This is a genomic window from Maribacter sp. 1_MG-2023, from assembly GCF_030547005.1.
Taxonomy (GTDB): domain Bacteria; phylum Bacteroidota; class Bacteroidia; order Flavobacteriales; family Flavobacteriaceae; genus Maribacter.
In genome coordinates this window covers 46,653-60,974 of the sequence record NZ_JAUOPN010000006.1, presented here as the reverse complement: position 1 = coordinate 60,974, position 14,322 = coordinate 46,653, and the positions used below count along the sequence as shown (strand labels likewise).

At 34.7% G+C, this 14,322-nt stretch carries 11 protein-coding genes; 5 read left to right on the top strand and 6 right to left on the bottom strand.

Annotated elements, in window-relative coordinates:
• The first annotated feature begins 63 nt into the window (after positions 1-63).
• Positions 64-501, top strand: a complete 438-nt coding sequence (locus tag Q4500_RS08600; protein ID WP_303599284.1) for a DUF3592 domain-containing protein — start codon at positions 64-66, stop codon at positions 499-501.
• A 68-nt stretch (positions 502-569) separates the two neighbouring features.
• Here Q4500_RS08600 and recG read toward each other — a convergent pair whose 3' ends face one another.
• Positions 570-2,675, bottom strand: coding sequence for an ATP-dependent DNA helicase RecG (gene recG, locus Q4500_RS08595; protein ID WP_303599283.1), 2,106 nt, complete (start codon positions 2,673-2,675; stop codon positions 570-572).
• 78 nt (positions 2,676-2,753) lie between these two features.
• Between recG and Q4500_RS08590 the strand changes: the two genes are divergently transcribed.
• Together Q4500_RS08590 and Q4500_RS08585 are read left to right on the top strand one after the other, a co-directional pair.
• Positions 2,754-4,823, top strand: a complete 2,070-nt coding sequence (locus Q4500_RS08590) for a M1 family metallopeptidase (RefSeq protein WP_303599282.1) — start codon at positions 2,754-2,756, stop codon at positions 4,821-4,823.
• A 2-nt stretch (positions 4,824-4,825) separates the two neighbouring features.
• On the top strand, positions 4,826-5,740 hold the full coding sequence (locus Q4500_RS08585) for a patatin family protein (protein ID WP_303599280.1): 915 nt from the start codon (positions 4,826-4,828) through the stop codon (positions 5,738-5,740).
• 94 nt (positions 5,741-5,834) lie between these two features.
• Here the strand turns inward: Q4500_RS08585 and Q4500_RS08580 are convergent, their stop codons facing one another.
• The 4 genes from Q4500_RS08580 to Q4500_RS08565 all read right to left on the bottom strand — a co-directional run bounded on the left by Q4500_RS08580 (position 5,835) and on the right by Q4500_RS08565 (position 10,105).
• The gene (locus tag Q4500_RS08580; protein ID WP_303599279.1) at positions 5,835-6,353 is read right to left on the bottom strand and encodes a hypothetical protein; all 519 of its coding nucleotides are present in this window, start codon (positions 6,351-6,353) and stop codon (positions 5,835-5,837) included.
• 83 nt (positions 6,354-6,436) lie between these two features.
• A complete protein-coding gene (locus Q4500_RS08575; RefSeq protein WP_303599278.1) occupies positions 6,437-7,207 on the bottom strand; it encodes a hypothetical protein in 771 nt (256 codons plus the stop codon).
• A gap of 25 nt (positions 7,208-7,232) precedes the next feature.
• Positions 7,233-8,789, bottom strand: coding sequence for an FMN-binding glutamate synthase family protein (locus Q4500_RS08570; protein WP_303599277.1), 1,557 nt, complete (start codon positions 8,787-8,789; stop codon positions 7,233-7,235).
• Positions 8,790-8,794: 5 nt separating this feature from the next.
• Positions 8,795-10,105, bottom strand: a complete 1,311-nt coding sequence (locus Q4500_RS08565; protein WP_303599276.1) for an amidohydrolase — start codon at positions 10,103-10,105, stop codon at positions 8,795-8,797.
• A 208-nt stretch (positions 10,106-10,313) separates the two neighbouring features.
• Between Q4500_RS08565 and Q4500_RS08560 the strand changes: the two genes are divergently transcribed.
• On the top strand, positions 10,314-12,641 hold the full coding sequence (locus Q4500_RS08560) for an ATP-dependent helicase (protein WP_303599275.1): 2,328 nt from the start codon (positions 10,314-10,316) through the stop codon (positions 12,639-12,641).
• 45 nt (positions 12,642-12,686) lie between these two features.
• The gene (locus Q4500_RS08555; protein WP_303599274.1) at positions 12,687-13,310 is read left to right on the top strand and encodes an L-threonylcarbamoyladenylate synthase; all 624 of its coding nucleotides are present in this window, start codon (positions 12,687-12,689) and stop codon (positions 13,308-13,310) included.
• A gap of 76 nt (positions 13,311-13,386) precedes the next feature.
• Here Q4500_RS08555 and Q4500_RS08550 read toward each other — a convergent pair whose 3' ends face one another.
• Complete coding sequence (locus tag Q4500_RS08550; RefSeq protein ID WP_303599273.1) at positions 13,387-14,241, bottom strand: OmpA family protein; 855 nt, start codon at positions 14,239-14,241, stop codon at positions 13,387-13,389.
• Between the last annotated feature and the right edge of the window lie 81 nt (positions 14,242-14,322).

Here is a 14,322-nt window from a genome sequence, read left to right as displayed (position 1 = left end):
ATTCAGGGTTTTATTTCGTTTTGAACAAAGTGAATTTAATAATTTATATCATTAATAATTATAATGAAAAATCATAGTATTTTGTTCGTTTATATCATGCTAGTTTGTAGCTTGATTTTATTAATATTTGGAGGGTCTCAAATTTATAGAAAGTTAAAAGTTGAAAATTCTGGAATTCAGACAGAAGGTGTGATTACTGAATATCTTTCAAAAACAAAAAGTTCACAAGCAATATTTGGCAGTAAAAAGCTAGTATACTCACCTTCATTTTCTTTTGTTACAAAAGATAATTTTAAGTTTACCTTAAATAATGGTAATTATCAAGATTTTAAACCATATGAAATAGGTGAAAGTGTGCTTTTGAAATATGATATTGATGAGCCAAAAAATGTTTATATAGATAACAAGTATCTATGGAAATTTACTTCATTGCTCATAACAATAGCTTCTATATTGTTTGTTGTTTCAATTTATGAACTTCGCACACGAATTAATAATTAGTCTAAATGATTGTCTCTTTTTAAGCTTTTATGAAACAAACGATTGGGTTTGTTTTAATGAAACTGTTGTTAACTAATATATGTCCAGATATTTTTATGCTTCACCAACTGGGCGTACATATGTCTAATAATTAGATTCTCTGATTTACTTAAAGATGGGTCTTCTTTTAGTAGTTGCAAGGCGTGGTAACGAGCAGATTTTAAGATATCGTTATCCTTAACGATATCGGCTATTTTTAGATTTAATAGTCCGCTTTGTTGGGTTCCCATAATATCGCCGGGACCTCGTAGTTTTAGATCAACCTCTGCAATTTCAAATCCGTCATTGGTGGCTACCATGGTTTCTAGTCTAGTCTTAGCTTCGCTAGATAATTTATGACTCGTCATCAGAATACAAAAGCTTTGATCGGCACCACGCCCAACACGACCACGTAACTGATGTAATTGCGAAAGACCAAAACGTTCCGCACTTTCAATAATCATTACTGAAGCATTAGGTACGTTAACCCCAACTTCAATAACGGTGGTTGCAACCATAATTTGAGTTTCGCCCTGTACAAAACGGTTCATTTCAAACTCCTTGTCCGCTGGTTTCATTTGTCCGTGAACAATAGAAATCTGATATTTCGGTTGTGGAAAATCGCGGGCTATACTCTCATAACCATCCATTAAATCCTTATAATCCATAGCTTCAGACTCTTGAATTAATGGGTAAACCACATATATCTGTCTGCCTTTTTCAATTTCATCTCGTATAAAACGAAAAACCTTTAATCTATTGGCATCATAACGGTGTACTGTTTTTATAGGTTTACGCCCGGGTGGTAATTCATCTATGACAGAGATATCTAAATCACCATATAAACTCATTGCCAATGTTCTAGGTATTGGCGTTGCCGTCATTACCAATATGTGTGGCGGAAACTCATTTTTATGCCAAAGCTTAGAACGTTGGGCAACCCCGAATCTATGTTGCTCATCAATGATGGCAATGCCTAAATTTTTGTATTTTACTTTATCTTCTAAAAGGGCATGAGTACCTATTAGAATATTCAACTCTCCATTTTCAAGTTGTTCGTGGATTGGTTTACGTGCAGATTTTTTAACAGAGCCTGTTAATAATGCGCAGTTAATCTCCGTTCCTTCTAGCAATTCGGAAATACCTTGATAATGCTGATTAGCTAGAATTTCTGTGGGTGCCATAAGGCAAGCTTGAAATCCGTTATCAATTGCCAAAAGCATTGTCATTACGGCAACGATGGTTTTACCCGAACCTACATCACCCTGTAGTAAACGGTTCATTTGAGCATTACTACCAAGGTCTGCACGAATTTCTTTAATTACTCGCTTCTGTGCTCCGGTAAGTTCAAAAGGTAATTTATTAGAGTAAAAATCTTTAAAATATTCACCCACTTCATTGAAAGGGAAGCCCTTAATCTTTTTCTTTCGAGATACATTTTTACCTATCAGCTGTAGTTGAATATAAAATAACTCTTCAAACTTTAAGCGGAATTGCGCCTTCGCTAACAACTCTTGACTTTTTGGGAAATGTATATTGAATAATGCTGCCGGTTTTGGTAGCAACTTTAAATCATACAGCAATTTATCCGATAGGCTTTCAGAAAATTTGCCGTTCATCTTTATAAAAAGTTGTTGCAACATCTTACTGATTACCTTATTTGTCACACCTTTATTACTTAGTTTTTCGGTTGATGGATATACGGGTTGCATATACACTTTTGTGCCTTGTTCATGCGCAGACAAAGGTTCCATTTCTGGGTGTGACATTGAAAACGTGCCATTGTACCAATTACATTTTCCGAAGATGACATAAGGTATATTCAGCTTAAGATTTTCTCGCAACCATTTTTGTCCCCTAAACCAAACCAATTCTATTTCGCCGGTATCATCTTTAAAACGGGCTACTAAGCGCGAACCTTTCTTTTGCTCAACTGTTTTTAAGTGAACTACTTTACCAATAATTTGAACATCGGCACTGCTACGTTGTAGCTGACTTATTTTATAATATTGGGTTTTATCGATATATCGATTTGGGAAAAGATTCAGCAAATCTTGACAGGTTTCAATCCCCAATTCAGACTTTAAGGTTTCAGCCCTATTTGGACCAACACCTTTTAGGTATACAACAGGGGTTTGCAAGAAGTTTGCGTTCATGGCACTAAAATAGTCTTTAGGTAGAATTGCGACAAACTAAAGTATTAAATTTGAGTTTCTACTAGCTTATTAATTTGTATGAAAAAAATAGTTCTAGCCTTTATTCTTTGTTTTTATTTCAGTTCTTATGGTCAACATCAAGATAAAGTAGATTTTATAAAAGGGAAGGTTTACTTAGGTCCATTACCTAAAGAGAAAAAGATAAAAGGTGGAGTGATCTATCGTTTTAATGTGTTACAAAATGTTGATTCCGTATTTTTTGATGCAAAGAATATGGATTTTTCAAAAGTAGAACTTGATGGGAAAAAGATAGTTTTTACTGCTACAGAAAAGACAATTTCCATTAAACATAAATTCAAAAAGGGAGAATCGCATAAACTGTTTCTTGAATATGTGGCGAAACCCAAACAAACGGTCTATTTCATTGGTTGGGATGATGATGTGGAAGGCAATGAACAAATATGGACGCAAGGGCAAGGAAAATACACCAGCCATTGGCTCCCTAGTTTTGATGATATGGAAGAAAAGGTAGAATTTGATTTTACAATTGAAGCCGATAAAAAATATCAAGTAATTGCGAATGGTAACCTACTTTTAAAAACTGATAATGATGAGGAAGATGCTATTTGGTTATTTGATATGAAAAAACCAATGAGTAGTTATTTGTTGGCGTTCGCTATGGGCAATTACAATAAGCAAGTTTTGAAATCTGATAGCGGAGTAACAATTGAAAATTACTATTACCCTAATGATAGTCTAAAAGTGGAACCTACTTATAGATATACAAAAAGGATATTTGATTTTTTAGAAAATGAAATTGGCGTGGGGTATCCTTGGCAAGATTATAAGCAGGTTCCTGTACATGATTTTTTATATGCCGGTATGGAAAATACAAGCGCTACTTTTTTCTCTGATGCTTATGTTATTGATTCCACTTCGTTTATTGATAGAAATTATGTGAACATTAATGCTCATGAAATGGCGCATCAATGGTTTGGTAATTTGGTTACCGAAAAGAACAGCGAGCATCATTGGTTACATGAAGGTTCTGCTACTTACTATGCTTATTTGGCTGAGAAGGAGATTTTTGGAGACGACTATTTTTATTGGAAATTGTTTGATACAGCTACAATATTAAATGAGATATCTGAAAAGGGAGAAGGGGAGAGTTTATTGAACCCGAAAGCTAGTAGTCTTACTTTCTATGAAAAAGGAGCTTGGGCATTGGCTATACTTAAAGATGAAATAGGTGAAGAAAATTTTAAAACGGGAATTCAAACATATCTAAATACGTATAAGTTCCAAAATGTGACTGTTGCTGATTTTATTACTGAAATGGAGGAGGCTGGTAATCACGATTTAAGTAATTTTAAAACTATTTGGTTAGAAGGAGACGTATTTCCAATGGATGATGCCAAGGATTATTTAATGAAAAATAGTGCATCATTAAGAATGTATTATGATTTAAAAGAAGAAGGTGAGAAGAACTTTACTTATTCTGACATTATTAAGGACAAAGATTTAGCAACTGAATTAAAGTTAGAATTACTTCAACAAAAAGGTGATTTTCCTGAATTAGAGCTTTTGCCTTTAATTGCTAGTGAAGATATTAGAATACGACAATATGCAGCTCAGAAAATGAGCAAGATTCCAGAGGGTTTAAAAGAGTATTCAGAGCCGTTGTTATTAGATGATAGTTATATTACCAATGAATTAATGCTTTATAATCTATGGTCCAGTTTTGATTATGATAGAAGTGTTTTCTTAGAAAAGACGAAAGATATTATTGGGTTGCCAAATAAGAATGTACGACTGTTATGGCTAACATTGGCATTGTTTACACCCGATTTTAATCCTACAGAAAGTGTTTATTATCATCGAGAGCTTGTTGGTTATACGAGCGCTATTTATAATCCAGAAGTTCGACAAACAGCGTTTCAGTATTTATTTGAAATTAAAGCCTTAAATGGCGATGCCTATATTAATTTGATAAAGGCAACCAATCATCATTCTTGGCAGTTTAGAAACTATGCGAGACAGTTATTTGATGCCTTATGGATTGATGAAGAACAGAAAAAAGAAATTGAAAAGGTAGCAAATCAACTAAATTCATCAGATTTGCGTTATCTTAAAACGAAATTAGAGTAATAATGAAAGCATTGGTTATTTCTGGTGGTGGTAGTAAAGGAGCCTTTGCAGGTGGCGTTGCCCAATACCTAATACAAGAAGAAGGAAGAAAGTATGATATTTTTGTGGGTACTTCTACCGGAAGTCTTCTAATTTCTCATTTAGCACTGGGTAAATTAGATAAAATCAAAGAAATATATTCTAATGTAAATCAGAAGAGCATTTTTAATAACTGTCCGTTTTTGGTTAAGAATATACGTGGTAACGAAGAGATTTCCATAAATCATTGGAATGTTTTTAGAAACTTCATGACAGGAAAAAAGACTTTTGGTGAAAGCGAAAACTTGCGTAAGCTAATTGAAAACAGTCTAACTATAGAGGAGTTTGAAACTTTGAAAAATGGTAATTCTGATGTTATTATAACAGTCTCTAATTTATCATTAAATCAAGTTGAGTACAAATCTATTAAAGATTGTACCTACGAAGATTATTGCGATTGGATCTGGATTTCAGCCAACTACACGCCGTTTATGAGCTTGGTTCGTAAAAATTACTGTGAGTATGCCGATGGTGGTTTAGGTAGTATTGTGCCTATAGAAGAAGCAATTAAAAGGGGGGCAACAGAAGTAGATGTTGTTGTTTTACATACTGAAGTCAATTATATGAATAGGGTGGCATCTCGTAATCCGTTCGAGTTGATTACTACTATGATGAGTTTTATCTTAGATAGAATTGAAAACCAAAACATTAGAATAGGTAAGTTGGTTGCTAATCAAAAGAATGCCATTATCAATCTTTTTTATACGCCTACCATATTAACAACCAATTCTTTAATATTCGATAAGGCAAAAATGACCTTATGGTGGAAAAGAGGTTATCTGTATGCTAAAAATAAGAATGAAGAAACAAACCCAATAGAACCCAACGAGCATGAATAGTGTTCTTTGAGAAATAGGCTTTAACGTAATAGCTATAAACAAAAAATGCTTTCCATCTGGAAAGCATTTTTTTATTTCAGTATAATTTTAATTTCTACCATAAATCGCCAATTTCCCTTTTTACAAAAGTTAGGGCAGTTGCCGATGGTGAAGTTTTGTCCATTGTTTCATTTAAGATATCTTCTCTCAATTTATCTGCAGTTTCTGTGTTGCTCATTGCTGCTTTTCTGATCATTTGAATCGTTGCACTTTTTGCTGCTTTAATAATATTCCAACATTCATCGGTCAGATAAATTTGCTGAGAAAGGTTATGGTCAAATTCAGTTTCTATACTTTTAACCAATAAATTCTCGTATGCATTTTTGTCATCGCTTTGTGGTGCCACACGCACAACTAAGCTTGGTATTGCAATACGTTCTAAAAATAAAGCCATTCTTTCGTAAGCTTGTAAGCGAACTGGCAGCGTATCTTTTTGAGAATCTTTATGTAAAAGAAAACGTCTTCTTCCTTCTTCATTATTAGTGTGCATTCTAAAGAAATAGAAAGCTATGGCACCAGTAACTACTGAAGGTATTAAATAAGCGAAAAGTTGAAAAATTTGGTCGGAGTTCATTTTTTAATTAGTTATTAATTATGAAATAAGAACGTCCAAATTTCTCAATTAGTATAGTGTTTCATCGATGAAATACAAGTAATCTAATTTTTAGCGTCTCCCTTAGCCATATCATAAAATGCTTTATAATCTGGTTGAAACTTAATTTGTAGTGATTCTCGTAAGCCACCATCTTGAGCAACAGCTATAATTCGCTCACCTTTTACACCAAAATCTTTTATTAAAATACTAGCAATTGCTGTCGCTTGTTGTATGGCAATATTCATTTCACCAGTGATATTTAAACTAGCAACAGTAATAACACTATTAGGATTTGCGTTTGCAACCTTCGCCACATTTTCTATCCACCCGATTGATTCACTTGACGGATTAACGCCAACACCGTCGGTAAAGAAAAAACCTAATTTTTCAGAAATAATTACAGAGCCATCAGCGACACCAACTTTTGCATTTTCTCCTAAAACTTGCTTAGCATTAGTCAATATTACAACAGCAGTTGAATCATTGCTGGCAACAGCATCTGTAACTCCTTTTAGTTGCTTTTCTTTTCTATCTAAAGCAGCCATGGTCTTATTGATATTCTCTGAATTCTGACTAGATAAGGCTGCAAAACTATTTAAGTTCTTCATTAAAGTCGCGTTTGCATCTTGCAACTCTGTCACTTGAGATTGATACTCATTTGAGCGTTGGTCAGCTAACTTCTCATTTCTTTGAGATGTACTTACCATTCGCGATATAGAATCTAGTTTATATTTTAATTCTTGATTCTGTTCGATCAGTTCACTTTTTTTCTGAGCTTGAATTGTACTTAGTCCCAAAAGAAATATCGCTGAATAAATAAAAAAACGTTTCATATGAATATGCATTAAATAGGTTAATCTAAATTTTGCTGCCAAGATACGAACAGTCTTTTAATTGTTGAACTCCACCGAACGGTACTTTTGCTTTATTATAGCCGTAAGTAGAAGCTAAACTTTTATTTAGGTCGTTATCATCTACATTTACTTGCACATCGTCCATCGTAAATTGGCTAGGGTGTTCATAGCCTGCAGCATGTGTGATTTCTAAAAACTCTTTTCTAAACGTATTAAAATATTGCGCTAATCTGTCAGATTTTAAAGGCACATTAATACCTTTTTGTAACCATTTACTTTGCGTCGCTATACCTGTTGGGCAGGTATTGGTATGGCAAACTTGTGCTTGAATACAACCAATACTCATCATTGCTTCGCGAGCAACATTAATACAATCTACACCCATTGCAAATGCCATGGCGGCTTTTGCAGGGAAACCTAATTTACCTGAACCTATAAATACAATACGCTCAGTAAGATGTCTGTTTAAGAAAACTCTATATAAACTAGAGAATCCGTATACCCATGGTAAGGATACATGATCGGCAAATGATGGGGGAGCGGCACCGGTACCACCTTCACCACCATCTACAGTAATGAAATCAGGACCTTTACCAGTCTCAACCATTAAATCAGCCAATTCTTCCCACTGATCTAATTTTCCTATTGCTCCTTTAATTCCTACGGGTAAACCTGTTTCATTGGCAATATCTTCTATAAGTGCCATTAACTCCTTTACATTAGAAAATGCTTTGTGAGTCGCTGGTGATAATACATCTTTACCAACTTCAACACCTCTAATTTCGGCAAGTTCAGGAGTGATTTTTGCTCCCGGTAAAACTCCTCCTTTTCCTGGTTTCGCACCTTGAGATAATTTTATTTCAATTGCTTTTATACATGGATTGTCTTCAACCAATTTTTTCATTTTCTCCATAGAGAAATTGCCATCTTCGGTTCTTACACCGAAATAACCGGTACCAAAGTGAAATACAATATCACCACCATGTTTATGATAAGGTGAGAGTCCGCCTTCGCCAGTATTATGATAAGCTCCTGCTTTTTTAACACCTTTGTTCATGGCTTCTACAGCTGCAGCTGATAATGAACCGAAACTCATGGCAGATACATTTACAACACTACCTGGTCTAAATGGTTTTCTGCGATTATTGTGCTGACCCATAACCTTTGCACAAGGTATAAAGTTAGGCTCTGCAGCATTTGGGTGTCCTGCAGGTACTTCGTAACCCATCATTCTGTTTTTGATAAATATATGCTGGTGTGCATATAAATCTCGATCAGAACCAAACCCTTCATAATTGTTTTCCTTTTTAGCCGAAGCATAGATCCAACCTCTTTCTATTCTATTAAAAGGAAGTTCTTCTCTATTGTTAGCAACAAAATATTGACGCATCTCTGGACCAATACTTTCTAGCCAATAACGTAAGTGCCCTACAATTGGAAAGTTATGTTTTATGGTGTGCCGTTTCTGAATAAAAATATCCCAAATGGCAACTATGAAAAGAAACAAAAAAATCCAAGTCCACCATGGTGGACTTGGAAAAGTATTAAAAAAACCGTTCATCAAAATTATCCTTTTATTTTAAAATCTAAAAGCGGTGTTTGGTCGCTGTTTAAATAATCTAAGCTCATTTCTGTCAGTGTACGAACTCCTAAAAGTAAACCACTATCGTCAATTAAAAAGTCTGGTGTGTGGTGTGGATAAGATTCTGTAGTACCAGGGGTCATTCCTCCTAAGAAAAAGAAAAACCCTGGAGCTTCTCTTTGAAAATATGAGAAATCTTCAGCACCCGTAACCGCTTTTTGAAATTGTACATTAGCATCGCCAGCTACTCTTTTCATGGTAGGTAACATTTGTTCTACCAACTCTGGGTTGTTGTATGTAATATCTGTAGCATCTTTAATTTCACATGTTGCTTCGCCACCGTAAGCTTTGGCAATATCGCTTACCATTTCGACCATACGCTTGTTAAGTTTGTCTTTCATGTCATAGTCTAACGTTCTAATAGTACCAATCATTTCTGCAGATTCTGGTATAATATTAAAACGAACACCACTTTTAATTTTACCAACAGTAATTACTGCTGCTTCATTGGTTAGGTCAGTTTCTCTACTGATTATTGTTTGTAGCCCGTCAATAATTTTAGCACTGATCAAAATTGGATCAACACCCGACCATGGTTGAGAACCGTGAGATTGCTTTCCTTTTACGTTAATTGTAAAGCTCTGCGCAGCTGCCATTGTACCTCCAGATTTGTATTTTATAATTCCTACAGGAGTTTGAGAGTTAATATGCAATCCGAATATGGCATCAACCTTAGGATTACTCATAACGCCTTCTTTTACCATTAAAAGTGCTCCGCCTTCTTCTCCTGGTGGTGGCCCTTCTTCTGCTGGTTGAAAGATGAATTTTATAGTTCCTTTGATTTTATCTTTGTTTTTAGACATTACTTCAGCAACGCCCATTAAAATGGCAGTATGCGTATCATGCCCACAAGCATGCATAACACCTACTTTTTCACCCATAAATTCTGAAGTAACATTAGATTTATAAGGTAAATTATTTCGTTCTGTAACAGGTAAGGCATCAATATCTGCTCGCAATGCTACCACTTTACCAGGTAAATCTCCTTTTAAAATACCAACTACGCCAGTATGAGCAATGCCAGTCTGAATTTCAATACCTAAAGATTTTAGGTGCTTGGAAATTTTTTCTGCTGTTTTGAATTCACGATTCCCTAATTCCGGATTCTGATGAATTTCTCTTCTCCAATCAACCACCTTGCTTTCTATAGCTTTATAGTCTTTTTCAAGATTTGGTCCCTGTGCCTGAACGGTAAAACCGAAAAGAACGAGGGCCAATAAACCTAGTTTTCTCATAATCAGTATTTAATATTAAATTGTTCTCTATGTTTCAGTGGGTCATTTAAGACTTAAATGCATCAACTGGTATTCTTTTATTGCGGAATTAAAGTTTAAATATATTCAAAATGAAAAGAAATACCATCTATTGTTTACAAATCTAAAACACTTCACTTTTACTATCCCTCAATTATGGCTAAATTTACGTCACTAAAAGAAAGAAAATTTGAGCTCATTTATAGATGAATTGAACGATGCCCAAAAGGCTCCTGTTTTACATAAAGACGGACCTTTAATGGTTATTGCTGGTGCTGGATCGGGTAAAACTCGTGTACTAACTTATAGAATTGCACACCTTATGGCACAGGGGGTAGATTCTTTTAATATTTTATCATTAACATTTACCAATAAGGCAGCACGTGAAATGAAGGCACGTATTGCTAATATTGTGGGTAATGCTGAAGCAAAAAATCTTTGGATGGGAACTTTTCACTCCGTTTTTGCAAAGTTATTACGTATTGATGGAGATAAACTGGGGTATCCAGCCAATTTTACCATTTATGATACGCAAGATTCTCAGCGATTATTAGCTTCGATTATTAAGGAAATGGGGCTTGATAAGGATATTTATAAATACAAGCAGATTCAAAATAGAATTTCTTCTTTCAAGAATAGCTTGATTACTGTTAAAGCTTATCGTAATGACCCAGATTTGGTAGAGCAAGATGCTATGGCGAAAAAGCCTAGAACAGGTGATATATACGAAAATTATGTAGAACGTTGTTATAAGGCAGGTGCGATGGACTTTGATGATTTACTGCTACGAACCAACGAGCTATTAACACGTTTTCCTGATGTGTTGGCGAAGTATCAAAATCGATTTAGATACATATTGGTAGATGAGTATCAAGATACTAACCACTCTCAATATTTAATCGTAAAGGCTTTGGCTGATCGTTTTCAGAATATATGTGTGGTAGGGGATGATGCGCAAAGTATTTATTCTTTTAGGGGAGCCAATATTAGTAATATTTTGAACTTTCAAAAAGATTACGATAATGTAGGTATGTATCGTTTAGAGCAAAATTACCGTTCTACCCGAAATATTGTAAACGCTGCGAACTCCGTAATCGGAAAAAATAAAAACCAAATTGAAAAAGTAGTTTGGACAGATAATGACGATGGTGCTGCTATAAAAATACATAGAAGTACTACAGATGCTGAAGAAGGTAGGTTTGTAGCAAATTCTATTTGGGAACATAGAATGCAGCAACAAATGACCAATGGTCAATTTTGTATATTATATAGAACAAACTCCCAATCTAGGGCTATGGAAGATGCCTTGCGTAAAAGAGATATTCCGTATCGTATTTATGGCGGACTCTCATTTTACCAACGTAAAGAGATTAAAGATGTGCTTTCTTACTTACGTTTGGTAATCAACCAAAAAGATGAAGAAGCGCTAAAAAGGGTAATCAATTTTCCTGCAAGGGGTATTGGTAGTACCACGCTAGATAAGTTAGTGGTTGCTGCCAACCATTACAATCGCTCTATTTTCGAAGTAATGGAAAATATAGACAGAATCGATCTAAAAATCAATTCTGGCACAAAACGAAAACTTCAAGATTTCGTTACCATGATCAAAAGTTTTCAGGTCATGAATGAAACTACAGATGCTTTTGCGTTGTCTGAACATGTTGCCAAAAAAACGGGTGTTCTTTTAGAGTTTAAAAAAGATGGAACTCCAGAAGGTATTGGTAAAATGGAGAATATAGAAGAGCTTTTAAATGGTATAAAAGATTTCGTAGAAGGTCAAAGAGAAATAGATGGAGCAACAGGTAACATTAGTGAATTTTTAGAAGATGTTGCGCTTGCGACAGATTTAGATAATGATACCGGTGATGACGATAGGGTAGCATTGATGACTATTCACTTGGCAAAGGGGCTAGAATTTCCGTACGTATATATTGTAGGTATGGAAGAAGACCTTTTTCCTTCTGGTATGAGTATGAGTACACGTAGTGAATTGGAAGAGGAGCGAAGGTTGTTCTATGTTGCTTTGACAAGGGCAGAGAAACAAGCGTATTTAACATATACCCAGAATAGATATCGTTGGGGTAAATTGATTGATGCAGAACCTAGTCGATTCTTAGAAGAGATAGATGAGAAATATGTTGAAAATCTTACTCCGGTAGATGGCGGCTACCGTTATAAGCCGCTTATAAATGCTGATATTTTTGGAGAAGTTGATAAGAGTAGATTACGTCAAGATAAGCCGGTAAGAGGTACACCACCAATTGTTGGTCAACCTAACACAGGGCAACTTAAAAAATTACGTAAACTAAAACCGCAATTGTCAGAACCTGTTGGTAATACCAATACAATTGATCCGAGCCTTACTGTGGGTTCTCTAATTAATCACACCCGTTTTGGTCGTGGTAAGGTGGTGAAAATTGAAGGCTCAGGTAATGATAGAAAGGCAGAAATAATGTTCGATAAAGGAGATATTAAAAAACTATTGCTACGCTTTGCCAAGTTAGAGGTATTGGGATAGTTTTATTATATTTAATATCAACTAGGTTTTTTAAACCTAAAGACAATGGCAGAATTCATTAAAATATACGAAGAGAACCCTAGCCCTAAAGAAATTAAAAGGGTAGTGGCGGTATTGCGTAAAGGTGGCTTGGTGATTTATCCAACCGATACGGTTTACGGTTTAGGTTGCGACATTACAAATACCAAGGCATTGGAGAAAATTGCTCGTATAAAAGGGATAAAATTGGCGAAAGCTAATTGGTCTTTTATATGTACTGATCTTAGTAATCTTTCAGATTATGTTAGGCAAATTGATACTGCAACATTCAAAATATTGAAAAGGGCTTTGCCAGGACCTTATACGTTCATTTTGCCTGGTAATAATAATTTACCTAAAGAATTTAAAAAGAAGAAGACCGTTGGTATTCGTGTGCCAGATAATAGTATTGTTAAAGCTTTGGTTGAAGAATTAGGTAATCCAATAGTATCTACATCTATTCGTGATGAAGATGATGTATTAGAGTATACAACTGATCCGGAATTGATTTATGAGAAATGGGATAACCTTGTAGATGTTGTAATAGATGGTGGTTATGGCGGTAATGTAGGTTCTACTATTATAGATGTTTCTACTGGTGGATCACCAGAAGTTCTTCGTGAGGGTAAAGGAAGTTTAGATATAATATAGATTTCTCTTTTCTAAATTATAAGCATAAAAAAAGCGGCTCAATTGAGCCGCTTTAATTTTATATACTAATCAGGTATTATTTGTTAATTGCAGGATCTTTCATTCCTTCTTCAATCATGCTATAGAACTGATCGATTTTTGGAAGAACAACGATACGAGTCCTTCTGTTTTTAGATTTTTCAGTTGTAGAAATCGGAACATATTCTGATCTTCCAGCAGCAGTCATACGCTTAGGATCTACATTGAAATCATTTTGAAGTATACGTACAACAGCAGTAGCACGTTTAACACTTAAATCCCAGTTGTCTAATAAAGAACCGTTACCTCTGTAAGGTACGTTGTCAGTATGACCTTCTACTAAGAATTCAAAATCAGGCTTGTTGTTTACAACTTTAGCAACTTTACCTAATACTTCTTTAGCTCTGTTAGTAACATTGTAGCTACCGCTGCTAAATAATAATTTGTCTGAAATAGAAACGAAAACAACACCTTTTTCAACGCTAATTTCGATATCCTCATCATCCAAGTTTCCTAATACACCTTTTAAGCTCTGTACCAAAGAAAGGTTTACAGAATCTCTACGTGTAATAGCATCATTTAACTTACGAATAGTTAAATCTTTTTCTTGTAAGCTCTCTAACGACTTTTCTAAGTTCTCAGCACCTTTGGTAGTCAAAGTTGTTAAGTTACCCATATTGTTGATCAACTCTTGATTGTTTGCTTTCAAAAACGAATTCTGATCTTCTAAAGTTTGTAGTCTAGATGAAGCAGTTGCTTTTTCTTCTAAACAATCATTTAATTTTACTGTCGCTGAATTCAATAAATCTTGTGCATTTTTGTGCTTAGCTTCAAGATCAGCGTACTTTTTTGAAGATACACACGACGAAAGTAAAAGCGTTACTGCAAGACATCCTAATAATACTTTTTTCATAATTCTATTCTATTATAATTATTTAGTGGTTTACTCAATTTTTCGCATCTAAGCGACTTCAAAATTATATAATTACGAAGT